23 protein-coding genes are annotated in these 24,378 nt (G+C 74.0%); 9 read left to right on the top strand and 14 right to left on the bottom strand.

Annotated elements, in window-relative coordinates; genetic code table 11:
• Nucleotides 1–5: 5 nt before the first annotated feature.
• Genes ACZ56V_RS17030 through ACZ56V_RS17010 form a run of 5 tightly spaced genes read right to left on the bottom strand, consistent with a single transcriptional unit; the run spans nt 6 to nt 2,978 of the window.
• On the bottom strand, nt 6–404 hold the full coding sequence (locus tag ACZ56V_RS17030; RefSeq protein WP_356364385.1) for a VOC family protein: 399 nt from the start codon (nt 402–404) through the stop codon (nt 6–8).
• Nucleotides 398–799: a tautomerase family protein gene (locus ACZ56V_RS17025; RefSeq protein WP_468943057.1), complete on the bottom strand. Its 402-nt coding sequence runs from the start codon at nt 797–799 to the stop codon at nt 398–400. The genes ACZ56V_RS17030 and ACZ56V_RS17025 overlap by 7 nt, the downstream gene beginning before the upstream one ends.
• A 52-nt stretch (nt 800–851) precedes the next feature.
• Nucleotides 852–1,763, bottom strand: coding sequence for a phosphotriesterase (locus ACZ56V_RS17020; RefSeq protein ID WP_398911845.1), 912 nt, complete (start codon nt 1,761–1,763; stop codon nt 852–854).
• A complete protein-coding gene (locus ACZ56V_RS17015; RefSeq protein WP_398911844.1) occupies nt 1,760–2,347 on the bottom strand; it encodes a DUF4865 family protein in 588 nt (195 codons plus the stop codon). The genes ACZ56V_RS17020 and ACZ56V_RS17015 overlap by 4 nt, the downstream gene beginning before the upstream one ends.
• Before the next feature lie 43 nt (nt 2,348–2,390).
• Nucleotides 2,391–2,978, bottom strand: coding sequence for a TetR/AcrR family transcriptional regulator (locus ACZ56V_RS17010; RefSeq protein WP_398911843.1), 588 nt, complete (start codon nt 2,976–2,978; stop codon nt 2,391–2,393).
• Nucleotides 2,979–3,154: 176 nt separating this feature from the next.
• Here ACZ56V_RS17010 and ACZ56V_RS17005 point away from each other — a divergent pair, with 176 nt between their 5' ends.
• Genes ACZ56V_RS17005 through ACZ56V_RS16995 form a run of 3 tightly spaced genes read left to right on the top strand, consistent with a single transcriptional unit; the run spans nt 3,155 to nt 6,743 of the window.
• Nucleotides 3,155–3,439 carry an SHOCT domain-containing protein gene (locus tag ACZ56V_RS17005; protein WP_467381226.1) on the top strand — a complete coding sequence of 95 codons (285 nt, stop codon included), beginning with the start codon at nt 3,155–3,157 and terminating at the stop codon, nt 3,437–3,439.
• Complete coding sequence (locus tag ACZ56V_RS17000; RefSeq protein ID WP_467381224.1) at nt 3,436–4,185, top strand: ABC transporter ATP-binding protein; 750 nt, start codon at nt 3,436–3,438, stop codon at nt 4,183–4,185. Before ACZ56V_RS17005 ends, ACZ56V_RS17000 begins: the two co-directional genes overlap by 4 nt.
• A complete protein-coding gene (locus tag ACZ56V_RS16995) occupies nt 4,182–6,743 on the top strand; it encodes an ABC transporter permease (protein WP_468943051.1) in 2,562 nt (853 codons plus the stop codon). The genes ACZ56V_RS17000 and ACZ56V_RS16995 overlap by 4 nt, the downstream gene beginning before the upstream one ends.
• Before the next feature lie 221 nt (nt 6,744–6,964).
• On the opposite strand, the gene ACZ56V_RS16990 is transcribed toward ACZ56V_RS16995, so the two are convergent.
• Entirely contained in the window at nt 6,965–7,513 is a 549-nt protein-coding gene (locus tag ACZ56V_RS16990; RefSeq protein WP_356364402.1) for an ATP-binding protein, read from the bottom strand.
• A gap of 185 nt (nt 7,514–7,698) precedes the next feature.
• Nucleotides 7,699–8,022 carry a hypothetical protein gene (locus ACZ56V_RS16985; RefSeq protein WP_104633681.1) on the bottom strand — a complete coding sequence of 108 codons (324 nt, stop codon included), beginning with the start codon at nt 8,020–8,022 and terminating at the stop codon, nt 7,699–7,701.
• Nucleotides 8,023–8,301: 279 nt separating this feature from the next.
• On the opposite strand from ACZ56V_RS16985, the gene ACZ56V_RS16980 reads away from it, so the two are divergent.
• On the top strand, nt 8,302–9,426 hold the full coding sequence (locus ACZ56V_RS16980) for a PLP-dependent cysteine synthase family protein (RefSeq protein WP_467381219.1): 1,125 nt from the start codon (nt 8,302–8,304) through the stop codon (nt 9,424–9,426).
• A gap of 41 nt (nt 9,427–9,467) precedes the next feature.
• Here ACZ56V_RS16980 and ACZ56V_RS16975 read toward each other — a convergent pair whose 3' ends face one another.
• Nucleotides 9,468–9,941 (bottom strand): SRPBCC family protein, encoded by a 474-nt coding sequence (locus tag ACZ56V_RS16975; RefSeq protein WP_468943046.1) that lies wholly within the window; start codon nt 9,939–9,941, stop codon nt 9,468–9,470.
• 160 nt (nt 9,942–10,101) lie between these two features.
• Complete coding sequence (locus ACZ56V_RS16970) at nt 10,102–10,926, bottom strand: DeoR/GlpR family DNA-binding transcription regulator (protein WP_398911836.1); 825 nt, start codon at nt 10,924–10,926, stop codon at nt 10,102–10,104.
• A gap of 253 nt (nt 10,927–11,179) precedes the next feature.
• On the opposite strand from ACZ56V_RS16970, the gene ACZ56V_RS16965 reads away from it, so the two are divergent.
• Complete coding sequence (locus ACZ56V_RS16965; RefSeq protein ID WP_468943043.1) at nt 11,180–13,537, top strand: hypothetical protein; 2,358 nt, start codon at nt 11,180–11,182, stop codon at nt 13,535–13,537.
• Nucleotides 13,538–13,562: 25 nt separating this feature from the next.
• On the opposite strand, the gene ACZ56V_RS16960 is transcribed toward ACZ56V_RS16965, so the two are convergent.
• From ACZ56V_RS16960 to ACZ56V_RS16945, 4 genes are all read right to left on the bottom strand, one after another.
• On the bottom strand, nt 13,563–16,001 hold the full coding sequence (locus ACZ56V_RS16960; RefSeq protein ID WP_467381211.1) for a right-handed parallel beta-helix repeat-containing protein: 2,439 nt from the start codon (nt 15,999–16,001) through the stop codon (nt 13,563–13,565).
• A gap of 108 nt (nt 16,002–16,109) precedes the next feature.
• Nucleotides 16,110–16,718 carry an Rv1733c family protein gene (locus tag ACZ56V_RS16955; protein WP_398911833.1) on the bottom strand — a complete coding sequence of 203 codons (609 nt, stop codon included), beginning with the start codon at nt 16,716–16,718 and terminating at the stop codon, nt 16,110–16,112.
• Nucleotides 16,719–16,932: 214 nt separating this feature from the next.
• Nucleotides 16,933–17,760 carry an MOSC domain-containing protein gene (locus tag ACZ56V_RS16950; protein WP_398911832.1) on the bottom strand — a complete coding sequence of 276 codons (828 nt, stop codon included), beginning with the start codon at nt 17,758–17,760 and terminating at the stop codon, nt 16,933–16,935.
• A gap of 42 nt (nt 17,761–17,802) precedes the next feature.
• Nucleotides 17,803–18,246 carry a DUF6643 family protein gene (locus ACZ56V_RS16945; RefSeq protein ID WP_468943039.1) on the bottom strand — a complete coding sequence of 148 codons (444 nt, stop codon included), beginning with the start codon at nt 18,244–18,246 and terminating at the stop codon, nt 17,803–17,805.
• A 296-nt stretch (nt 18,247–18,542) separates the two neighbouring features.
• On the opposite strand from ACZ56V_RS16945, the gene ACZ56V_RS16940 reads away from it, so the two are divergent.
• On the top strand, nt 18,543–19,841 hold the full coding sequence (locus ACZ56V_RS16940) for a TerD family protein (protein WP_468943036.1): 1,299 nt from the start codon (nt 18,543–18,545) through the stop codon (nt 19,839–19,841).
• A 15-nt stretch (nt 19,842–19,856) separates the two neighbouring features.
• On the opposite strand, the gene ACZ56V_RS16935 is transcribed toward ACZ56V_RS16940, so the two are convergent.
• Nucleotides 19,857–21,101, bottom strand: coding sequence for a glycosyltransferase (locus ACZ56V_RS16935; RefSeq protein ID WP_468943033.1), 1,245 nt, complete (start codon nt 21,099–21,101; stop codon nt 19,857–19,859).
• A gap of 39 nt (nt 21,102–21,140) precedes the next feature.
• Between ACZ56V_RS16935 and ACZ56V_RS16930 the strand changes: the two genes are divergently transcribed.
• The 3 genes from ACZ56V_RS16930 to lnt all read left to right on the top strand — a co-directional run bounded on the left by ACZ56V_RS16930 (nt 21,141) and on the right by lnt (nt 24,326).
• Complete coding sequence (locus tag ACZ56V_RS16930; protein ID WP_468943031.1) at nt 21,141–21,926, top strand: glutamate racemase; 786 nt, start codon at nt 21,141–21,143, stop codon at nt 21,924–21,926.
• A gap of 79 nt (nt 21,927–22,005) precedes the next feature.
• Complete coding sequence (locus ACZ56V_RS16925) at nt 22,006–22,548, top strand: hypothetical protein (RefSeq protein WP_104633669.1); 543 nt, start codon at nt 22,006–22,008, stop codon at nt 22,546–22,548.
• A gap of 164 nt (nt 22,549–22,712) precedes the next feature.
• Nucleotides 22,713–24,326 (top strand): apolipoprotein N-acyltransferase, encoded by a 1,614-nt coding sequence (lnt, locus tag ACZ56V_RS16920; RefSeq protein ID WP_468943029.1) that lies wholly within the window; start codon nt 22,713–22,715, stop codon nt 24,324–24,326.
• Nucleotides 24,327–24,378: the final 52 nt, after the last annotated feature.

Here is a 24,378-nt window from a genome sequence, read left to right as displayed (position 1 = left end):
GCGCCTCAGGGTGCGGGCCGGTCGCCGCCGCTCGGGGCGTGGCTGAGGTCGACGACGCAGAAGATGTTGTCGTCCGGGTCGGCCAGTACGACGAAGTCGGGGTCGGGCGGGTACAGGTCCCACTCGACGGTCCGCGCACCGAGACCGACCAGCCGCCGCACCTCCGCCTGCTGCTCCTCGGCCGAGTCCGTGAACAGGTCGAGGTGGAGCCGGGGCCGAGGCTCGGGCGGCGAGTCGCTGCGCAGCAGACCGAGGGCCCGCCCGGAGCCGTCCGCGTACTCCAGCGTCCGCCAGGTCTCGCTCTTCCACTCCTCCACGGCGACCAGAGGCAGCGCCGCCGTCCAGAACGCCACCGCCCGGGGGACGTCCGTGACACCGATGACGGGAATTCCGAGTCTCAGCATGATCCCGACCCTACGTACTGCGCCAGGCCGTTGCCCAGCGACCAGTCGGCGGAGGTGTTCTCGGCCAGGGTGACGAAGACGTTGCGGGGGTCGGTCCCCGCGTACTCCTCGGCGAGTCCGGCGATCCGGCGGTACAGCGCCTGCTTCCGTCCGGTCGTCCGCCCCGCCCGCAGGGTGATCGCCACGAAGACGATGCCCTCGTCCCGGCGCACCCCGAGGTAGTCGTCGTAGCGCAGGGTGCCGCGGGCGGCGTCGTGGGCCGTCAGGACCTGGAAGCGGTCGTCGGACGGAATGCCGAGCGTCTCGACCAGGGCGTCGTGGACGGCCCGCCCGAGCGCGTCGAGCCGGTCGTCGTCGGTGCCGCCGCCGTAGGCGTCGATGCGCACGAAGGGCATGAGGGATCTCCTGTCGAGTGGGGCCGGGACGGGGCCGCGGAAGGGGGAGCGGTCAGCGCCAGTCGGCGGCGAACGCCCGCGCGGGGTTCTCGGTGAGGACGCGCCGCACCAGGTCGTCCCCCACCGCGAGGGCCAGCCGGGGAGCCACACGGCGCAGCAGGTACGGCATTCCCGGACCGCCGCTGACCGACCGGGCGGACGCGGTCGTCGTGTCGCCGCCGAGCAGCAGCCGGTCGCCGAACCCCGCCTCGGCGAGGTCCCGCACCGCCTCCGGCATCCGCCAGTCGGTGGCGTGGTTGCCCCGCGACGGTCCGTCGAAGGCCAGCCAGCACCCCGACCCGGCGGCCTGCCGGTGGACCACGGGGTCGGGGGAGCGATTGAGGTGACCGAGGATCACCCGCTGCGGCGGGACACCCAACTCACCGCACAGCAGCTCCAGTACGTCCAGGGCGCCGGTGCCCAGCTCCAGGTGCACGGCGATCGGCGCCCCCGTCGCACGGTGCGCCTCGGCCGCCGCCGACATGGTCCACCGCGCGTGCGCGTCGAGCGCGTGGAAACCGCCCGCCACCTTGATCAGCCCGGCGCGGACGCCCGACGTCCCGATGCCCCGCGTCAGTTCGGCGACGAAGACGTCCGCGGCCCGGCCCCGCAGCGCGGTGAGCGTGGCCTCGTCGTAGTGGACGTCCTGGTGCAGCCCCGTCGCCGCCACCACGTGCACACCGGTCTCCCGGGACAGGCCCGGCAGATCGGCGGCCCGCCGGCCCAGTCCGTACGGCGTCCACTGCACCACCGCGCCGCCGCCCCGCTCCCGGAACGCGGCCAGCTCGGCCCGCGCCGCCGCCGCGTCGCGCAGCTCCTCGCCGGGCAGCCGGGGGCTGGCGAAGAACAGGTGGTCGTGGGCGTCGCACACGCCCAGCTCACCGCCCGGCACGTCCCCGAGGACCGTGCGGACGGCTCCGCTCACCACTGGCGCCCCCTCGGCAGCAGGGCCCGCCCCGGCTCGGACAGGTGCAGCACCTGGAAGGCATCGCCCTCCGCCTCGTCGGACGCGTCGCCCGCGTGGAGCGAGAAGTGCACCAGCTCCCAGCGCCCGGTGTCCACGACCGCCGCCGCGAGCAGCACCCCCTCCCCGGCCGCCAGCCGACCGGTCGCCCGCACCGCGTCCGCCGCCGCCTCCGACAGCGGCACCCCCTCCGGCACCGGCCGCCGCCGCAGGACCGCCACCCGTGCGGGGGCGCCGGCGGCGCCGCCCTCCTCGTACGCCAGGCCCGTCCACTGCCGGACCGCGGGCCGGCCGAAATCGTCGGTGGGCCGCTGGAAGGCGCCCTCCCAGAGGAAGGAGTTCATGCCCTCCACGGTGTGCCACAGGTAGAACGGCGCGTACTGGTTGACCGGCGAGCCGTCCTTCCCGCGCTCGCGGATCAGATACGCCTTGAGTCCGAGCCCGGGCCAGTCGTCCAGCAGATGCCCGCTGCGGGCCACACGCTCCCTGATGGCGTCCATCGGATGGTCGGCGGGCAGGGTGAAGGCGTACTGCATCGCATGCACGGGACGTGGCTCCTCCGGTCTTCTCGGGTGGGTGCGAACCCCGCTACCGGGCGCGGGACTTCGGCTGGGCGAGCAGCGAGAGCAGTCCCCGGACGCCGGCGTCGAAGGCGGCCGGCGAGCCGGACGCGCGGGCCAGCACATAGCCGCCCTGGACGGTCGCGACGACCGTGGCCGCGATCTCCTCGCCGTCCAGCCAGGGAGCGAACTCGCCCTGCTCCCGGCCCTCTTCCACCAGCTGGGCGATCTGTTCGCGCAGCCAGTCGAGGGTCTCGTCCACCGGGGCGCGCAGGGTGTCGTCGGCGATCACGTCCGGGTCCATCGTCAGCCGCCCGACCGGGCACCCGCGCAGCACGTCGCGCTCGCGCCGCAGATACGCCTCGATGCGCTCGTACGGCGTGCCCGGACCGGTGAGCACGGCCTCGGCGGTGGCCCGCATCTCCTGGGCCGTGCGCCGGATCGCGGCGAGTGCGAGGTCGGGCTTGCCCTTGAAGTGGTGGTACATGCTGCCCTGCCCGGCGCCGGCCCGTTCGAGGATCGCCTTGGGGCTGGTGCCCACGTACCCGCGCTCCCACAGCAGCTCGCGGGTGGACTCGACCAGTCGTTCCGAGGTGCTCATGCAACCACTGTACATACTAGTAGTTACAGAAGGCGAGCGGTGCCCGGGAGACCGGGGAAGCAGACGCGGACCGCCGGAGTACTCCCGGCGACGTACGCGCACTGCCGCTGGCCGTACGACGACCCGGACCCCCTCCCGGAGCGAGGCTCGGAAGCGACACAAGGGACATCGCTACCGAGGAGTTGGACGACATGGAGACCCTGGCACAGTTCGGCGACGGCGGGCCCGGCCCGTGGATCCTGCTCTTCCCGCTGATCTGGGCACTCGTCATCGGCGGCGGCATCACCCTGCTGCGCCGCACGGTGTGGCGCGGCCGCCGCGGCCCCGCACGGCCGGGCGCCGTCGAGGACAACTCGCCCATCACCGTGCTCGGCCACCGCTTCGCCTCCGGCGAGATCGACGAGGAAGAGTACTGGCGCCGGCTGTCCGTGCTGGACGAGCAGTTCGGCCGGACCGGCAGGGGCGGTGCGGCATGAGCACGACGACCGTCACCCGGGCCGCCGCCCGGGTCGTGGACGCCGTGAAGGTGTACGGCGGTGGCGACACCGCCGTACACGCCCTGGACGGGGTCAGCGTCGACTTCCCGGCCGGCCGCTTCACCGCCATCATGGGGCCCTCGGGCTCCGGCAAGTCCACCCTGATGCACTGCGCCGCGGGCCTCGACACACTCACGTCGGGCACCGCCCGTATCGGCGACACCGACCTGAGCACCCTCGACGACCGCCGGCTCACCCTGCTGCGCCGCGACCGCGTCGGCTTCGTGTTCCAGGCCTTCAACCTGGTGCCCACGCTGACCGTCGCCGAGAACATCACCCTCCCCCTCGACCTGGCCGGCCGCCGGGGCGACACCGCGTGGGTCGACGCGCTGATCGACGTCGTCGGACTGCGTGACCGCCTCCACCACCGGCCCGCCGAACTCTCCGGCGGTCAGCAGCAGCGGGTCGCCGTCGCCCGCGCCTTCGCCGGACAGCCGGACGTGGTGTTCGCCGACGAGCCCACCGGCAACCTCGACTCCCGCTCCGGCGGCGAGGTGCTCGGCCTTCTCGGCCGGACCGTCCGGCAGACCGGCCGCACGGTCGTCATGGTCACCCACGACCCCGTCGCCGCCGCCCACGCGGACGAGGTCGTCTTCCTCGCGGACGGACGCCTCGTCGACCGCATGGACGCGCCGACCGCCGACAAGGTCCTGGACCGGATGAAAGCCTTCGAGGTGCCCTCATGAACGCCTCCGTCCGCCTGAGCGTCTCCTCGCTCCGGGCCCACAAGCGCCGCTTCGCCGGGACGTTCCTCGCCGTGGTCCTCGGCGTCGCCTTCCTGACCGGCACCCTGGTCATGGGCGACACGCTCCGCGCGAGCTTCGACACCATGTTCGGCAACGCCGCCGGCGGCACCGACGCCGTGGTGCGCAGCGCCGACGCCATCACCACACCCGGAGAGAGCCAGGGCGTACGGCAGCCGGTCGCCACCGACCTGGTGCGGGCCGTCGAACGGGTGCCCGGCGTCGCGGCCGCCGCCCCCAGCATCCAGGGCGCGGGCCAGCTCGTCGGCGCGAACGGCGATCCGATCGGCGGTCAGGGGCCACCCACACTGGCGGGCAACTGGATCACCGACCCGCAGCTGAACCCGTACCGCCTCGCCGAGGGTCGCGCCCCGCAGAAGACCGGCGAGGTCGTCGTCAACCGCGGCGCCGCCGAGAAGGGAGGCCTGGCGATCGGCGACACCACCACCCTGCGCACGCCCGACCCCGTCGAGGTCACCGTCGTGGGTCTCGCCACCTTCGGCGGCGAGGACGGCATGGCCCAGGTGACCTTCACCGGCATGACCCGGGCCGACGCCGAGAAGTACCTCACCGCGCGGCCGGGCGAGGCGGCGAGCATCCAGGTGCGCGCCGGGCCGGGCGTCGGCCAGCGGGAACTCGTCGACCGGCTGGCACCCGTACTGCCCGAGGGCGTCGAGGCCATCACCGGCCAGGAGTCGGCCGCGGAGAACACCGACATGATCTCCAGCCAGTTCCTGACCCTGTTCACGACCTTCCTGCTCGTCTTCTCCGGCATCGCCCTGCTGGTCGCGACCTTCTCGATCCACAACACCTTCGCCATCGTGGTCGCCCAGCGCACCCGCGAGAACGCCCTGCTGCGCGCCCTCGGCGCCTCCCGCCGCCAGGTCACCGCGGCCACCCTCGTCGAGGCGGCCGTCGTGGCCGTGACCGCGTCCGCCGCCGGGCTCGCGGGCGGCATCGGCATCGCCGCCGGACTCCAGGCCCTGTTCCCGGCGATCGGCTTCCCGTTCCCCGAGGGCGCCCTGGTGATCAGCGCGCTGTCGCTGCTGCTCCCGCTCGCCGTCGGCGTCGTGGTCTGCCTCGGCTCCGCCCTGCTGCCCGCCGCCCGGGCCGGCCGCACCGCACCCCTGGCCGCGCTGCGCGAGACGGCCGTCGACACCTCAGGCGCCTCCCGCGTGCGGGCGGTCACCGGCACGGTGCTGCTCGCGCTCGCCCTCGCGGTGACGCTCGTCGGGGTCCTGCTCTTCCCGTCGGTGTGGCTGGCCGGCGCGGGCGCGGTGCTGGCCCTGGCCTCCTTCGTCGTACTCGGCCCGGTCGCCTCCGCCACCGCCGTACGCGTCCTCGGGGCCCCGCTGGACCGGCTCCGCGGCGTCACCGGCGTCCTCGCCCGGCGCAACGCCCTGCGCAGCCCCAAGCGGACGGCGGCCACCGCGGGGGCACTGATGATCGGAGTGGCGGTCGTGTCGCTGTTCACGGTGTTCGGCGCCTCGCTCAAGGCGACCATGGACCAGACCGTCTCCCGGTCCTTCGCGGGCGACGTCGCCGTCAGCGCGCCGTCCTTCGGCGCGGGCGGCAGCGGCCTCAGCCCGCGCCTGGCCGGAGCGGTCCAGGAACTGCCCGAGGTGGACACCGCCGTCGGTCTCGGCCGGGGAGTGGCGGACGTGGACGGCCAGGGACGGGCGCTGACCGTCACCGACCCGGTCGCCCTGAACCGCACCTTCGACCTGGGCGCCGTCCACGGCTCACTGGACGACCTCGGCACCGACGGCATCGCGGTCACCGAGAGCGAGGCCGAGAAGCGGGGACTGACCACCGGTGACACCACGCGCCTCACCTTCACCGACGGGCGCAGCGGAACCTTCACCGTCCGCGCGGTCTACGGACAGTCCGAACTCGCCGGTGACTACGTCATCACCCGCGCCGCCTGGGCCCCGCACCGCACCCAGGACTCCGACACCCTGGTCGCCGTCGCCTTCAAGGACGGTGTGGGCGCGGACGCGGGCAAGGCGGCGGTCGAGCAGGTCGCCGACCGGTACGGCAACCCCGAGGTGCAGACCCGGGACGAGTACGCGCAGTCCTCGGCGGGAGGCATCGACATGATGCTCACCCTCGTCTACGCGCTGCTCGCCCTCGCGGTGCTCATCGCGCTGCTCGGCATCGCCAACACCCTCACCCTGGCGGTCCACGAGCGCACCCGCGAACTCGGCCTGCTGCGGGCCGTCGGGCAGACCCGGGCCCAGCTGCGGGCCATGGTCCGCTGGGAGTCCGTCCTGGTCGCCGCCTTCGGCACGGTCGGCGGGCTCGGTCTCGGCGCCTTCCTCGGCTGGGTCCTGGTGGCCGCCTCCGACGGCGCCTCGGACAGCGCCTTCGCCTTCGCCGTGCCGCCCGCGCAGCTCGCGGTGGTGGCCCTGGTCGGCCTCACGGCCGGCGCCCTGGCGGGCCTGCGCCCGGCCCGCCGCGCCTCCCGCCTGGACGTACTGCGCGCCGTGGCCACGGAGTAGCCCGCGCCCGGCACGCCCCGGGGCCGGTACGGCACCCGCACGTCACCGAAGTGCGGGTGCCGTACCGGCCGGGTCGCGGGAGCGGCAGGGAGGGGCGGACGTGACGTCAGATTCCGCACACACAGCGGCGGTTGTCGACCGCCCGAAGGCGCGACGGGGAGGTCCGGACGCCGGCCGGTACCGTGCCGCACGGCCCGCGGCAGCGGGCGGTCACCGCCCGGTCAGCCGACAACGGCCGACCGGGCGGGAGCGGGTTGGTGGCCGCCGAGGTCGACCGCGTGCTCGACCTCGGCGAACGCGGCGGCCGGCACCTCCTCGACCAGACGGCGCGGCGGGCGCGCCGCCACCGGCGGTGCGGTGACCGGCACGGAGGTGACGGCCGTCGGCAGCGTGAACCAGACGACCTTGCCCGACTCGCCGTCCGGCCGGGCGCCCCAGCTCCCGCTCATCGCGGCCACCATGGCGAGCCCGCGCCCGCACGTCGCGAGGGGCTCGGCGTCGTCCACGACGGGCAGTCGCGGATCGTGGTCGCGCACCGAGACCGTGAGCCGGTCCAGGAGCAGTTCCATCTCCACGGTGCACGTCTTGTCGGGCCTGGCATGCAGGTGGACATTGGTCAACAACTCCGTCACGCCGAGCACCGCCCGGTCGATCAGGAGATCCATATGCCAGTAGCGCAATTGCGCAGATACGATTCTGCGGACCTGGCCGATCCGCGACGGCAGGGCTTGGAGCTCCACCGTGCAGTGTCTGCTTGGGTGAGTGATCACGGCTGCGACTCCCCGACATAGAGGTCCGGAAGAACACGGAGTTCGGATCCAGCGAGGCGCACATGGCGCACGCCGCCCGCTGTCATGGCCGGCGGGCTGGTTCGCAGCGTTATCGCCGGTAAACCCAGAGTGACGTGTGACCAGCGTGACGCAAGGGGTGAGGCACCGCAACTTACGGACATCTCTCAGGCGCGTCGTCCGGCCGCCCTGCGCACCGCCTCGATGAAGCGGCGGGCGGCGGGCGGGCCCGGTTCGCCGGGAGCCGGGTCACGCTCGCCGAGGGTCAGCAGGTACCGCTTGCCGTCGAGGTCGGCCAGCGCCCGGTCCTGCGGGGCGAACCACGGGCGGGAGGCGCGTACCGCCTGCACCGGCGCGCTGTCTATCTCACTGCCGTAGCTGGTCAGCAGCTCCACCCGGCCGCCGCTGATCCGGACCGTCCCGGCCCGGGTGAGCGAACGCAGCCGCTTGCCGATCCGCACCCCCGTGGCCCTGAACTCCGGCTCCGCCATGGCCGTTGCCCCCTCGTGCGCGTCGGTTCCCGCCGCTGGCAGTCTGCCCGCACCGCGCTCCGAGCACCAGTGCGCGCCGGCCGTTTCCGGAGGCGACCGGAGCACTCGCGCGAATGCGCCCCCCGCCCCGCCTCCCTCGCGTCGGCCCCGGCACCCCAGGGGTGCCTTTGAGGCGCCCAAAGGGGTGTTTATGCAGGTGAGAAGCGTGTGGAAGGTGTTTATGATCCAGGTGTCGGCCGCGCTGCCCGCCGTCGGCGCACCGCGTAAGGAGCCCCCGAAGTGAGCACTGACCGGCAGACCGCCACCGGCGCCACCCTCGACGCCGACCACAGCGACACCGCCTACCGGGCCTGGCTGAAAGAAGCCGTCCGCAAGGTCCAGGCCGACGCCAATCGCTCGGCCGACACCCACCTGCTCCTGTTCCCGCTCCCGGAGCACTGGGGCATCGACCTGTACCTGAAGGACGAGTCGACCCACCCGACGGGCAGCCTCAAACACCGCCTCGCCCGCTCCCTGTTCCTCTACGGCCTGTGCAACGGCTGGATCCGGCCGGACCGCCCGGTGATCGAGGCGTCCAGCGGCTCGACGGCCGTCTCCGAGGCGTACTTCGCGAGCCTGATCGGTGTGCCCTTCATCGCCGTCATGCCCCGCACGACGAGCACCGAGAAGATCCGCCTGATCGAGTTCCACGGCGGACGGTGCCACTTCGTGGACGACTCCCGGCGGATGTACGAGGAGTCGGCCCGCCTCGCGGCGGAGACCGGCGGCCACTACATGGACCAGTTCACCTACGCCGAGCGCGCCACCGACTGGCGCGGCAACAACAACATCGCCGAGTCGATCTTCCGTCAGCTGCGGCTGGAACGGTACCCCGAGCCGTCCTGGATCGTCGCCACGGCCGGCACCGGCGGCACCTCGGCGACCCTCGCGCGCTACGTGCACTACATGCAGTACGACACCCGCGTCTGCGTCGCCGACCCGGACAACTCCTGCTTCTTCGAGGGCTGGACCACCGGTGATCCGGACGTGGCCTGCGACCGGGGCTCCCGTATCGAGGGCATCGGCCGCCCCCGGATGGAACCGAGCTTCGTGCCCGGCGCCATCGACCGCATGATGAAGGTGCCGGACGCGGCGAGCGTGGCGGCCGTACGGTCCCTGGAGCGGGTGATCGGCCGCAAGGCGGGCGGCTCCACGGGCACCGGGCTGTGGAGCGCGTTGAAGATCGTCGCCGAGATGGTGGCCGCGGGGGAGCGGGGCAGCGTCGTGACGCTGCTGTGCGATCCGGGGGACCGGTACCTCGACAAGTACTACTCGGACGCCTGGCTCGCCGAACAGGGCCTCGACATCGAGCCGTACACGGCGGCGATCGAGTCCCTGCTGCGCACCGGCAGCCTGCTCGACTGAGCCGGTCGCCGGTCGCCGGTCACCGGTCGCCGGTCGCCGGGCTACGTGCGCCGCAGCCGCCGGTCCAGCGACGTCACGGCGCCCCGGAAGGCCCGCCCCAGCCCCGGACGCGCCCGGTCCAGCACGAAGCGGAACGGCGCCGTACCGTCCGCCGCCAACGTCCACCGCACCCGCGTCCCGGTACCGGCAGGCGTCAGCCGCCACTCCTCGAGCACGGCCCGGGCGCCCGGCGCGTTGGTGACGTCGACGCGACAGGCGTACAGCTCGGGCCGCTCGGCCGCCAGCACCGTCTCCACGAAGCGGGTACCGCCCCTGAGCCGGATCTCGCGCCCCGCGCCCTCACCGATGGGCCGCGCGAACCTCACCGCCGAGAACCAGGCGGTCCAGCCGGGCACGTCCTCGGCCAGGGCGCGGAAGACGGCGTCCGGAGCGGCGGCGATCTCCCGCGCGAAGACCAGGCGTACCGGCGCCGTCTCGACGAAGTCGAGACCCACCGGACGCAGACGGCGAACCATGGTCACAACCCCCTTGTGCGAAGCCGCGCCTGGCGGACGATCGGCCGGGTGGCGCCACGATAGACCCGGGCGCGCCGGGTGTCAGCGGGGCGGGCGCCCTGCGGCGGCCCCCGCCCGGCGCCGCGCGCGGCAGGGGCTCCCGCGCACGCCGGCGCCGGCGTCAGTCCGCCGCGGGCTCCGGCTCGCCCGCCACGACCAGCCCGAGGTGCTCGCCGACCTCCGCGCGGGCCTGCGCCGACAGGCCCGAATCGGTCACGAGCGTGTCCACCTGCTCCAGCGCGGCGAACGAACTCAGTCCCACGACACCCCACTTGGTGTGGTCCGCGACCACCACGACACGCCGTGCCGACTGCACCAGACGCCGGTTCGTCTCGGCCTCGGCGAGGTTCGGCGTGGACAGTCCGGCCTCGGCCGATATCCCGTGCACGCCCAGGAACAGCACGTCGAAGTGGAGCGTCGCGATCGCCTGGTCGGCGACCGGGCCCACCAGCGAGTCGGAGGGTGTGCGCACACCGCCGGTGAGCACCACCGTCGCCCCGCCCTGCCGCGCCCCCGAGGTGCGCTGCGCCACGTGGAACACGTCGGCCACCCGCACCGAGTTGGTGACCACCGTCAGATCCGGCACGTCCACCAGCCGGTGCGCCAGCGCGTACGTCGTCGTACCGCCCGACAGGGCGATCGCGGCGCCGGGCGCGACCAGCTCCGCGGCGGCCCGCGCGATGTCCTCCTTGGCCGTCGGCTCCAGACCCGACTTGGCCTCGAATCCCGGTTCGTGGGTGCTCGCCTCCGCCACCGGGACGGCTCCGCCGTGCACCTTCTCCAGCACACCCTGCCGGGACAGCGCGTCGAGGTCGCGGCGGACCGTCATGTCCGACACGCCGAGCTTCCGGGTCAGCTCGTTGACCCGGACACCGCCCCGGCGGCGCACCTCGTCGAGGATCAGGGCGCGCCGCTGCTCCGCGAGGAGGTTCGGATTCTCACTCACGTACGCTTCGGTCCTTTCGCCGCAAAACCGTCCGACACGCAGCCGCACTCGCTCTGATGAGGACTTCTCCCCGCACCCGTGCGCGGACGTCCCATCCTCGCACGCCCCGCCACGGCCCGCGCCACCGCCCGCCCGGCTCACCGGTCGCACGGATCGGGGAGATTCCGTGCCGAGGGGTGTACGACGCCCGCGGACGGGAGATCCTGTGCCCGCACGGACACAGCCGACGGCACGTCACGGGGGAGTGCGGACAGTGAAGAAGGCACAGGAACGGGCCGGGACGGGCGGGACCGACGCGAGAAGCGGCACCGCCCTGGAGCTCCTGGTCCACGGAGTGGGCGGTACGACACCCGCCGAGATGCTGGACGACCCGCGGACCGTGCGGATCACCGGTGACCACGTCGCGGCCGTCTTCCGGCGCACCGGGGACGCCGACGCCGAGTCCCGGCCCGAGGACTACCGGGGCCGGCCGGTGCCCGAGGCCTACGTCTGGTGCAACCTCACCTCCGGCAACGGCACCCGTGCCCTGTGGCTGCTGCTGCTGCCCTTCATGGTGGTCAACATCGCCCACTGGATGCGGCCCGCCGCCCACGGCCGGATCCGCACGGTCCGCCTCTACGGGCTGCTGCTGCGGCTCGCGGCCCTCACCCTGACGGTGCTCCTCGTCGCCGCCGCCTGCGAGGTCGCCCTCGACCTCGTGGCCTGGCAGTGCGCGGGCACGCGCGCGTGTGCCGAGCGGCACAGCTGGCTGGGCTTCCTGTCGCCGGTGATGTCCGAGGGCGGCTGGTGGAGCATGCCCGGCCGCAGGCTCGCCCTCGCGGCAGCGGTGCCGGCCGCACTCACCGGGCTGCTGTGGTACCTGTCGCTGCGCACCTGGCGGGCGTACGAGTCACAGCAGCCGATGGACCGCGAGGCCGACCCCGAGGAGAACCCCCGCCACGCCGCGCTGGGCCGCCCCGGGTTCTGGTACGGGCGCCGCCTGGTGGCCCGGCTGCGCGGCGCGCACACCGCCGCGGGGCTGCTGACCGTCGCCGTGGGAGCAGCCGTTCCGGCGGCCCGGTTCGACCGCCGGCCGGGTGGCCCCGCGCTGCTCGACACGCTCGGATGGGTGCTGCTGGGGGCCCTGGCCGCGGGGGCCGTCGCCGTGGTCGCGGTGGTGTGCCGCCGGGGCCGCAGCGAATGCCGCCTCGACCGGCGGCTCGACGAGCACCTCGTACGCCTTCTGCCACTCGCCGCCCTCCTCCTGTTCGTCCTCGCCCTGCTGTACGGCGGCTGGACCCGCCCGGAATGGACGTCGGAGGGCCGGCTGGCCGGTGACACGGCCTTCGGCGGCATCGCCCTGGTGCAGGGGCTGCTGGTCATCGCGCTGGCCGTGGTCGCCCACCTGCTCCACCGCAGCCGCCCCGACGCCCGCGCCGCGATCCGGGGCCTGGGCGGTCCCGCCGTCGCCATGCTGGCCTGCGCGCTGGGCGGCGTCATGTCCGGCGGCGTCTCCCAGCGTGTCTCCGACTGGCTGGACGGCACCGGCGCCTTCCTCGACGGGCCGCCCGTCCTGCTGACCTGGCAGGCGTCCGTCATCCCGCCGCTGCTCGTCGTCGTGCTGCTGATGTGCGCGGTGCTCGCCCGGCACACCCTGCGCCTGGCCCGCGCAGAACGGGACGCCGTGGAACGCGACCACCCGGGGGAGACCGGAGACCCGGGGCGCACCCGGCGCATCGCCCTCACCCGCGCCACGGCCACGCTCACCGACCGGGCGCCCCTCCTCGTCGCCATCACCTCCGCCGCCACCCTGCTCCTGGGCGCCGGAGCCCTGGTGGGCGCCCTGACGACCGAGAAGGTGCCGGGGGAGGCCGCGCGGGGGACGTACGCCGTCGTCCAGGGGGCCGCGCAGACCGCGCAGGAGCTGGGCTCCTGGCTGATCGGCCTCGGCTTCATACTGTTCGTCACCTGGGGCAGGCGCGCCTACAAGGACGCCTCCGCGCGGCGCACCATCGGCATCCTGTGGGACGTCGGCACCTTCTGGCCGCGCGCCGCGCACCCCTTCGCACCGCCGTGCTACGCCGAGCGCGCGGTGCCCGACCTGACCTGGCGGATGGCGACCTGGACCCGCGCCACCGGCGGCCGGCTGGTCATCTCCGGGCACTCGCAGGGCAGCGTCCTCGCCGCCGCCGCGTCCTGGCAGCTCGAACCGTCCGCCCGCAAGCGGGTCGCCCTGCTCACCTACGGCTCCCCGCTGGAGCGGCTGTACGGCCGCTGGTTCCCGGCCCACTTCGGTCCCGAAGCGCTCGCCTCGCTGCACGAGGAGGTCGACTGCTGGCGCAACCTCTACCGGCGCACCGATCCCATCGGCGGCCCGATGCGACTGCCCGGCGACGCGGGCCCCGCCGTGGACCGCGCGCCCCTCAAGGACCCGCTGACGTACGGCCGGACCGAACTCCACCCGCTGCCGGCGCCGATCCTCGGCCACTCCGACTACCAGGCGGACCCGGCCTTCGCCGAGGAACGCGGTCGGCTGCTGGGCCGGCTGCGACCGGAGGTACCGGCACCGCGCCACACGGGCGGCGCGGCGGCGTCCGTCCCGGCGGCGGACGACGCGACGGAGGAATGCTGAGGCCCGGGCCCGGGCCCGGGCTCCGCTACGGCAGTTCGGGCAGGTCCTCGGGGTACAGCAGGGTCAGGTCGTCCGTGCTGGGGTCGGACAGCTGGGCGACCCGGCTCGCGTGCCGCTCCACCATCGCCTCGAAGGTCTGGCGGGCGGTGCGGCCGTTGCCGAAGGCCGGGCCCTTAGGAATCTCCGTGAAGTACTTCGTCAGCGCCTCGGCCGTGCCCGGCGCCAGCCGGTACTCGTGCTCGTCCGCCTGCTGTTCCACGATCCGCAGCAGTTCCCCCGGGCCGTAGTCGCCGAAGGTGATGGTCCGTGAGAACCGGGAGGCCACCCCGGGGTTGACGGACAGGAAACGCTCCATCTCCGCCGTGTACCCCGCGACGATCACGACGACGGCCTCCCGCTGGTCCTCCATCAGCTTGACCAGCGTGTCGATGGCCTCCTTGCCGAAGTCCCGGCCCGCGTCCTCGGGAGAGAGCGCGTACGCCTCGTCGATGAACAGCACGCCGCCGTGCGCCCGCTGGAACGCCTCCTGGGTGCGGATCGCCGTGGAGCCGATGTGCTCGCCGACCAGGTCCACCCGGGACACCTCGACCAGGTGGCCCTTGTCCAGCACGCCGAGCGAGGCGAGGATCTCGCCGTACAGCCGGGCGACCGTCGTCTTGCCGGTGCCCGGGGAGCCGGTGAAGACCAGGTGCCGCTTGACCGACGCCGCCTTCAGGCCCGCCCGCTGCCGGCGCCGGCCCACCTCGATCATGTCGGTGAGCGCGCGCACCTCGCGCTTGACGCTGTCCAGGCCGACCAGGGCGTCCAGTTCGCCCAGCACGGCCTTCGAGGTCCGCGCCGGCTCCTGGGGGGCGGTGCCCGCGATCAGCGGCTCCTGCTCCGTGGTGCGCTGCCCGGGGATCGAGCCCAGCAGCCCCGGGGACTGGACCGACGTCTGCACCACCGGCTCGGGCGCGGCGGGTGACGTCAGACCGGTGCTCTCGTCACTGGTGCAGTCCTCGACGAGCGGCCCGGAGTCGTACGCCGTGTCGGGGCCGCCGTCCGCGAACTCGTACCCGCCGCGCGCGCACCGCTCCGTGCGGCACTTCTTCAGCGTCGTACGACAGCCGTCGATCACATGGAAGCCGTAACCGGCGCTGCCGGTGACCCGGCAGTTCAGGAAGCTGCCGCGGCCCCCGGCCGACACGTAGACACCCGCCTCGGAGGGGGAGTCGACGGTGCAGCGCTCGATGGTGGGGTCGGCGCCCTTGGTGACGATCACACCGGTGCGATTGCCGTCCAGGGTGCAGTTGTTCAGGGTGCCGCCGCTGCCGTGGTCGCGGAACCACGCGCCGGTGGCGGCGTCCCGGATGCGGCAGTCGTCGAGCTGCGCGGTGGCGCCGTCGCTCACCGACACCGCGGTGTTGCGCACCTGGGAGAGGTCGCTGTCGACGACGTCCGCGCGCGAGCCGCGGTCCAGGACGAACAGCGCGTCCGGCACGTCGTGCACCCGGCAGGAGTCGAGCACCGCGGTGGCGCCGTCGCTGACCCAGACCGCCGGGTAGTCGCCGGTGCTGTCGAAGATCTCGCACTGGTTGGCGTCCACGCGCGTACCCGGGTCCCACACCGACAGGCCGTTGCGTCCGAACTGCCGCACGCTGGTGCGGGTCAGGGTGAGCACCGAGCGGGACCTGAGGTCGACCGCGTTCTCCGGGATGTCGTGGATACGGCAGTCGGCCAGGGTGAGCACGGCGTCCGTGTCCAGCGTGACGCCGTCGCCGGTGGTGCGGTGCACGTCGCAGTCGGTCAGGTGGGCCGTGGCCCGGCCGGTCACCTGCACGCCGCTGCCGCGGACCTCGTAGACCTCGCAGCCCACGGCCTCGAGGGCGGAGCCCTCGCCGGTCGCCGTCAGTCCGGAACCCGCCGCGTGGTGGACCCGGCAGCGCTCCAGCCGGGGGTGGGCGCCGGAGCGCACCGCGACCCCCGCCTGACCGGCCGCGACGACCTCGCACTCCTCGAACACGCCGCCCCCGCCGTCCAGGACGGCGATGCCGACACCGGCCGGGTTGTCGACGGTGCAGCGCCGCACCGTGGGACGCGCGCTGCCGCGCACCTCTATCCCGGAGGCGGAACGCGCGACGACCCGGAGGCCCAGCAGCTCCGGCGTGCCGTCCTCCACCAGCACCGCGGGCGCCGCCGCGTCCTGGCCCTCGACGTGCAGGTCCTGGATCACCGCCGAGGCGCGCACGGTCAGCGGGACGCCGTCGGCGGGCGCGATCCGGACCGAACCCTGGACACCCTCGGGCCCGCGCAGGGTCACCGCCCGCTGGAGGACGAGGTTCTCCCGGTAGGTCCCGGGGGCGACGGTGAGGACGTCACCGTCGGCCGCGGCCTCCAGGGCGGCGGCGAGCGATGCGTACTCACCCGTGCGGCGCCGCCACCGCGAGGTGCCGGTGTGCGTCACCTGGACCGTGCCCTGTGCCATGGCGTTGCTGTGCCCCCACCTCGTCGTACGCGGGTCGTCGCCGATTCGGTTCGGCCGGTCCACCGTAGCGTGCGCGCAGGTGGTGAGTTGACCGGAGGCCGAAGCCCGTCAACTGCCCGCTCCGGTCCTGCCCCAGTCCGGTCCCGCCCGCTCCCACTCCTGCTCCAGGCGCGCGTACCGGCGGCGGACCAGGCGCCAGACCACGATCCGCCGGGCGGCCTCCACCAGGGCCGCCGCCGCCACCGCGGTGCCGATCCCGGCGAGCACGGCGTGTGTGGCCGCGGTCGCGGAGTCCAGCGGGCGGGCCACCTCGCGGCCCCGCGCGTCCGTCCACATCGCGAACCGGTCGCCGCTGTCCGGGCGGTCGATGCCCACCAGGACGGGCCCCTCGTGCCGCGAGCCGTCCGGCCCGGACCAGGCGGCGAGGACACGGCTGCGCAGCTCTTCGCCGGAGGAGGCACCCTCGGGGTCGACGGTCAGGGGCGAACGCTCCAGGGCCCGGACCACGGTGGCCGTCACCCGGTGCCGCGCCTCGTGCTGTTCGCGCACCGACCGTTGCAGGGCGCTCTGCGCCGCACCGCCCACGAGCACGCCGATCAGGGGTGCCACGAAGACGATCAGCACCAGCGCCGTCAGGGCCACCCATGCCTCGGCCAGGTCACTCGTGCGGCACAGCGGATTGCCACGCCAACGCCACAGACCTCTGATCGCCCGCACGCACGCACCCCCTTCCCGCTCCGCTCCACCCCCCGTCGAGCCGTTCACGTGGGTCCCGGGCGGACCGGACGGCGGGGGCGCCGTCCCCGCTCGGCCCGTCACGGCCGGTTCTCATGAACCTCTCACAAAGCCCAACGCGCGGACCCCGCACCGGGTTCCCGTTACCGGGCCGTTTGTCCGGAACCGGCGCGCGGTCCGGGCGGGCGGCCGCACCTCACTCGATGATCCGCACCGGGTCGCCGACCCGGACCGTGCCGCGGCCGAGGGGGACCAGGTTCTGCCCGAAGACCAGTCTGCCGTCGACGCGTCGGTGCCGGCCGAGGCTGTGCAGGGGCTCGACGCCGCGGTCCGCGGTGCCCTGGTCGGTGGTCGTCACGACACACCGCCCGCACGGCTTGGCGACCCGCAGGACGACCTCGCCGACGGCGACGCGCGACCAGCGGTCCTCGGCCCAGGGCTCGGTGCCGGAGACGACCAGGTTCGGCCGGAAGCGGTTCATGGGAAGCGGGCCCTCGTCCGCGTGCTCGCCGCGTGCGATCAGGGAGTTGAGGGCGTCGAGCGAGGCGGTGGTGGTCAGCAGCAGCGGGAAGCCGTCCGCGAAGGAGACGGTCTCGCCCGGCAGCGCGTACTCCGGGTCCACGGGGCGGCGGCCGGCGGGATCGTCCAGGTGCACCAGCCGGACGTCGGCTCCGAGCAGCGCGCTGCACCAGGCGTGCGCGGCCTCGTCCTCGGCGGGCAGTGCCTCGACCTTGTCCCGGAAGATCCGCACCGTCACGGTGCCCGGCGCGCGCGGGACGGGCACCGTGAGCGGTGGCATGCCGGGCGCGGACAGCCGTACGCCGCCGCCGGGCAGAAGCTCGGCGGCGGCCAGGGCGAGGCGCGGCTGCCCGCGTTGCGTGACGACCTTTCCCCCGTCGTCGATCAGCATCCAGCGTCGGTCTCCGGCCGGCCCCCAGGGCTCCACCTCGGCTTCCTGGAGCGACAGGCTCCGGAACGCCTTGACCGGATGGACGTGGATCGACTGCAGTCGCGCGTACCCCATGGGGTCATCGTGCCAGGTGGCACCGACAACCCCGAGGACGGCTCAGTAGCCGCGGTACTGCTGCTGGTTGTACGGATCCTGGTACGGCGCGGGGGCCGGCCGGGGAGCCGCGGGGCGCATCGCCTCGTACCCCGCGGGGCCGGGCGCGGCCGGGCGGGGCTGCTGCGGCTGATGGGGGCCCGGGTATCCGCGGGGCGCGGACGCCTGGTGCGGGATGTACGCGGCGGGGGCCTGCTGCAGCGGGGCGGGCTGCGGGGCCTGCTGCGCATATCCGTAGGAGGGCTGCGAGGGGCCCGCCGGCAGGGCGGGCATGGCGGACGGCAGCGCGGGCAGGTGGTTGCTGCTCGGCATGTCGTACGCGGCGGGGACCCGGATCGGGGCGATCTGCGGTGTGCCCCGTTCGGCCACGAGCGAGTCGTAGATCGGGGTGTCCGGGAAGGAGGCGGAGTAGTAGCCGCCGCCATAAGTGGAGCGGGGGGAGGTCATGGCCATAAGTTAAGCCCACGATGTGCTGGTTGGGGAGACCGATAAGAGGGTTGTTTTCCGTGTCCGCAGTGACCGGGCATCCCCAATGCGAGCGAACTTGGCAAAATAGGGCGTCAGTCCACGCGATTTTGCGGTAAAGGCCGAGTTCCGGGCGGGTTACCGGCGGTTGACCGAACCTTCCGCGCGGCCTCTTCTTCAAGGGCGGGCGGCCCGGAGAATAAGTTGTGCGTCAGGAACTCGACGATGCGCCGGGATATCACCCGGCCCGGTGACACGTGATGGGGGCGGACATGTCAATGTCGAAAGGATCGAACACCCCGGTGCCGACGACGGCGCTGCGGGTCGAACTGGGCTGGCGGTCCGGACCCGGCGTGCCCGACGCGGACGCCTCCGCCCTCCTGCTGGTGGGCGGCAAGGTCCGTTCCGACGCGGACTTCGTCTTCTACAACCAGTCGGCCCACGCCTCCGGATCAGTCCGTCACGAGGGGAAGCGGGACGCCGGCGGCCGGGTGACCGACAGCCTGCTCGTCGACCTCGCGCGCGTGGAGCCCGCGATCGAGACCGTGATCCTCGCCGCCTCCTCGGACGGCGGATCCTTCGGCCAGGTCCCCGACCTGTACATCGAGGTGCGCGACACCGCGCGGAACACCGTCGTGGCCCGCTTCGACAACCCCGGCGCGACCGTCGAGACGGCCTTCGTGCTCGGCGAGTTCTACCGCCGCCAGGGCGCCTGGAAGTTCCGCGCCGTCGGGCAGGGATACGACAGCGGTCTCGAGGGCCTGGCCACGGACTACGGCATCTCGGTGGACGAACCGCAGCAAGCCCGTCCGGCGCCCGCCCCTCCGGCGCCGGTCCCGCCCGCGCCCGCCCCGTCGGCGCCGATGGCCCCGCCGGTCCCGCCCGCGTTCCCTGCCGCGCCGCCCCCGCAGGCGCCCTCCGCGCCCCCCGCCCAACCGGTCCGGCTGACCAAGGTCACGCTCACCAAGGCGGCGCCCTCCGTCTCGCTGACCAAGCAGGGCGGCACCTCCGGTGCCATGCGCGTCAACCTCAACTGGCAGGTGCGCAAGCAGTTCTCGGGCTGGGCCCGCAAGCTCGGCCGCCCGGTCGCCATGCACGACGACCTCGACCTCGACCTGTGCTGCCTGTACGAACTGAGCGACGGCAGCAAGGGCGTCGTCCAGGCACTCGGCAACGCCTTCGGGGCGCTGCACCAGCCGCCGTTCATCCACCTCGACGGCGACGACCGCACCGGCGCCCTGTCGACCGGCGAGAACCTCACCATCAGTCTCGACCACCAGCGGTACTTCCGGCGCATCCTCGTCTTCGTGACCATCTACGAGGGCGCCCGCTCCTTCGCCGACCTGCACGCCACGGTCACCCTCCAGCCGCAGTACGGCGCGCCGGTCGACTTCTCGCTCGACGAGTGCACCGTGCCCTCGACGGTGTGCGCCCTCGCGCTGATCACCAACACCGGAAGCGACCTCGTCGTCCAGCGCGAGGCCCGCTACCTGGTGCCCGAGCGCGGCGTGAGCCCGCAGCGGACGGTCGACCACGCCTACGGCTGGGGCATGAACTGGACCCCCGGCCGGAAGTAGGCCGCCCCGGGGCGCTCAGCCTGCCCGGCCCTCCTCGGGCACGGCGTCCGGACGGGCGTAGGTGCGGCCCTTCCACGCCGCGCCCCGCCCCCGGTAGTGCTGCACCGCCGAGTCGAGCGTCATCAGCAGATAGAGGAACGCGGTGAACGGCAGCAGCGGCGCGAGCCACAGGGGCTGCCGGTAGTAGCGAAGCATCGGCAGATACGTCCCCGCCATCACCACCCAGGCGGCGGCGCCCAGCACGGCCGTGGCGCCCCGCCCCGCCGCCAGGCCGACGAGGAACGACAGCGGCGGCACCAGATAGACCAGCGCCAGGCCGAGCACCGTTCCGGCCAGCACCAGCGGGTTGTGCCGCAACTGGGCGTACGCGCTGCGCGAGACCATCCGCCACAGGTCGTGCAGCCGCGGATAGGGGCGCACGCTGTCCACCCGCTCGGCCAGGCCCAGCCAGACCCGGCCGCCGATGCCCTTCACCGCGCGGGCGAGGGCCACGTCGTCGATGACGGCGTGCCGGATGGCGTCGGGGATCCGCGCCCGCTCGGCGGCGTCGGCACGCAGCAGCACACAACCGCCCGCCGCGGCCGCCGTCCGCGTCGCCCTTCCCCGCCTGCCCCCGGCGCGGCCACCGCCGATCCACCGGAACGGGTACAGCTGGGCGAAGAAGTAGACGAAGGCCGGCACCACGAGCCGCTCCCAGACGCTCTCCACCCGCAGCCGGGCCATCTGGGAGACGACGTCGAAACCGCCGGTGCCGGCCGCCGACACCAACCCGCGCAGACTGTCCGGGGCATGCGCGATGTCGGCGTCCGTCAGCAGCAGGTACTCGGGCTCACGCGCGCGTGCCAGGCCGATGCCGTGCCGCACCGCCCACAGCTTGCCCGTCCAGCCGGCGGGCGGCTCGCCGGGCGAGGCCACGGTCAGCGGCAGCCCCTCGTGCCGCCGGGCCAGCTCGCACGCCAGCTCACCCGTGCCGTCCGTGCTGCCGTCGTCGATCAGGAAGACCTCGGCCCGCCCCGGATAGTCCTGGGCGAGCAGGGACGGCAGGCTCGCGGGCAGCACCGCCGCCTCGTCGCGCGCGGGGACGACGACGCACACCGAGGGCCAGACCTCGGGCTCCTCCCGGGCCGGAAGTCTGACGTCGGTACGCCAGAAGAGGCCCCGGGCGAGCAGCAGCCACAGCCAGGCGGCGAGGGAGAGGGCTGCCACGACGGTCACGACGGAAGTCCACACATCGGCGCTCACGTGCGCAGTCTGCCCCACGGCACCGGCCGCCGGCGGCGCATCGTCTATGGTGGCCGGGTGAAGATCGCGCTCATGGACTCCGGAATCGGTCTGCTGGCGGCGACCGCCGCGGTACGGCGGCTGCGACCGGACGCGGATCTCATCCTCTCCCTGGACCCCGACGGGATGCCCTGGGGCCCGCGTACCCCTGAGGACCTGACCGGGCGCGCCCTCGCCGTGGCCGAGGCCGCCGCCGCGCACCGTCCGGACGCGCTGATCGTCGGCTGCAACACCGCCACGGTGCACGCGCTGCCCGCGCTGCGTGCCCGGCTCGAGCCCGGGGTGCCCGTCATCGGCACCGTGCCGGCGATCAAGCCCGCGGCGGCCGGCGGCGGCCCCGTGGCCATCTGGGCGACGCCGGCCACTACCGGCAGTCCCTACCAGCGCGGCCTGATCGAGGAGTTCGCCGGCGGGGCGACGGTCACCGAGGTGCCGTGCCCGGGACTCGCCGACGCCGTCGAGCACGCGGACGAGACGGCGATCACCGAGACCGTCGGCGCCGCCGCTGCCCTCACCCCCGGCGACGTGACGACCATCGTCCTGGGCTGCACCCATTACGAACTGGTCGCCGAACGCATCCGCGCCGCCGTGCAGCGCCCCGGCGCCCCGCGCCTCGTCCTGCACGGCTCCGCCGGGGCGGTGGCCGCCCAGGCGCTGCGCCGGATCGGAGCCCGCCCCGACCCCGGCGCCCCGGCGGAGGGCACCCTGACCGTGCTGCTGAGCGGACGCGAGGGCACCCTGCCCGCGCCCGCGCTGGCCTACGACGAGGGCAGGCTCCTGCGCGCGGTCACGCCGGCCGGATGACGCTCCGCTCCGCCCGGTCGGCTCAGTCACCCTGGGCGACGAGGTACCCGCGCAGCGAAACATGAGTAACCTCATCTCCATGAGGCATCGCCACGGCGAGACCGTCCCACAGTCGAATGTCTGGACCGGCCGTGCGACCAACCGGGTCCAGTGGTTCCTGGCGCTCATCGGCGCCGCCTGCCTGGCGCTCGGCATCGCCCTGGCCGTCGAATCGGCCTGGGAGTCCGGCGTCGCCCCGCTCGCCATGGCCGTCGTCGGCTGCATCGCGGCGGGGCTGCTGGTCCTGTTCGGCACGCTCGCGTTCGTACACGTCGCGCTGAGAGTCGACGAGGACTGTCTCGAGGTGCGCTGCGGCCACATCGGCGTTCCCCGCCGCCGCATCCCCCTCTCCCATGTCGCCGGTGCCGAGTTCGCGCCGCACGTCACCCCGCGCCACTGGGGCGGCTGGGGCTACCGCTGGCGGCCGGAGATGGGCACCGCCGTCGTCGTGCGGCGCGGCGAGGGCCTGATCCTGCGGCTGTGGGACGGACACACCTTCACGATCACCGTGGACGACGCGGAGGCGGCCGTCCAGGTCATCAAGGACCGACTGCGCCCGAAGACACCGGGCCCGGCCCACTGAACGCTGCGGGCGCGCCGCTCCGCGGGGTCCGGCGGACCGTCCGTTCCGCCTAGCGGGGGAGAGCAGACCGGGAGTCCCCAGCCTCCCGGGAGGCCGCTTGCGAGCAGGTCGGACCGGCCGACCGTCCTGTCCGCGGCCAGGTCACCCGCCGTACACTCCGGGGGGTGACAGCCACCGCAACCTCCGTCGGCGAGTCGGACCGGACAGAGCCGCAGACCACGCCCGCCTCCCGGGCCGTCGCGCGGCTCGTGCGCCTCGTCCCGGCCGCCGCCGCGGCGCTCTCCGGAGTGCTCCTCTACGTCAGCTTCCCGCCGCGCACCCTGTGGTGGCTCGCGCTGCCCGCCTTCGCCGTCTTCGGCTGGGTGCTGCGCGGCCGCGGCTGGAAGGCGGGCCTCGGTCTCGGCTACGTCTTCGGCCTCGGCTTCCTGCTCCCCCTGCTGGTGTGGACCGGCGTGGAGGTCGGCCCCGGCCCGTGGCTTGCCCTGGCCGCGATCGAGGCGCTCTTCGTGGCGGCCGTCGGTGCCGGTGTCGCCGCGGTGTCGAAGCTGCCGGGATGGCCGGTGTGGGCGGCGGCGCTGTGGGTCGCGGGTGAGGCGGCACGCGCGCGCGTGCCCTTCGAGGGCTTCCCCTGGGGGAAGATCGCGTTCGGTCAGGCGGACGGCGTGTTCCTGCCGCTCGCGGCGGTCGGCGGCACACCGGTACTCGGCCTCGCGGTCGTCCTGTGCGGCTTCGGTCTCTGCGAGGCCGTACGCCTGGCCGTCCGGGCCCGCCGCGGCGACAAGGTGCGACGCGGCGCCGCGGCGGTGGCGCTGCTCGGCGTGGCCGTGCCCGTCGTGGGCGCCGTGGCCGCCCGACCGCTGGTCAGCGACACGGCGGAGGACGGCACCGCGACCGTCGCCGTGATCCAGGGCAACGTGCCACGCGCGGGTCTCGGCTTCAACGCGCAGCGCCGCGCGGTACTCGACTACCACGCGCGCGAGACACGGCGTCTGGCCGCGGAGGTGAAGGCAGGCAAGGTGGCACGCCCGGACTTCGTGCTCTGGCCGGAGAACTCCTCGGACATCGACCCCTTCGCCAACGCCGACGCCCGCCGGATCATCGACCGGGCCGCCCGGGCGATCGGCGCGCCCATCTCGGTCGGCGGCGTCGTGGAACGCGACGGGAAACTGCTCAACGAGCAGATCCTGTGGGACCCGGACAAGGGCCCCGTCGACACCTACGACAAGCGGCAGATCCAGCCCTTCGGCGAGTACCTGCCGCTGCGCTCGCTCATCGGGGCGATCAACGACACCTGGACCAGCATGGTCAGCCGGGACTTCAGCCGGGGAACCGAGCCCGGCGTGTTCACCATGGCCGGCACCAAGGTGGGCCTGGTGACCTGCTACGAGGCGGCCTTCGACTGGGCCGTGCGCTCGGAGGTCACCGACGGCGCCCAGCTGATCTCCGTGCCCAGCAACAACGCGACCTTCGACCGCAGCGAGATGACCTACCAGCAGCTCGCCATGTCCCGGATCCGCGCGGTCGAGCACAGCCGGACCGTCACCGTTCCGGTGACCAGCGGCGTCAGCGCGATCATCATGCCGGACGGCAGGATCACCCGGAAGACCGGCATGTTCGTGGCGGACTCCCTGGTCCAGGAGGTCCCCCTGCGCTCCTCCGAGACGCCCGCCACCCGGCTCGGTGTGGCGCCCGAGATCGCCCTGGTGCTCGTCGCCGTCGGCGGGCTCGGCTGGGCCGTCGGCGCGGGTGTGCGCGGTCGGCGCGCCCACGGCGTGTAGCCGTACGCCCGCCGCACGCCCCGCGAGATCGTCGGGAGCGGCCGGGCCGCCC

The organism is Streptomyces sp. NPDC034099, assembly GCF_055575415.1.
Note: the sequence above shows the minus strand (reverse complement) of the source record. Positions and strands in the feature narration are given on the sequence as shown.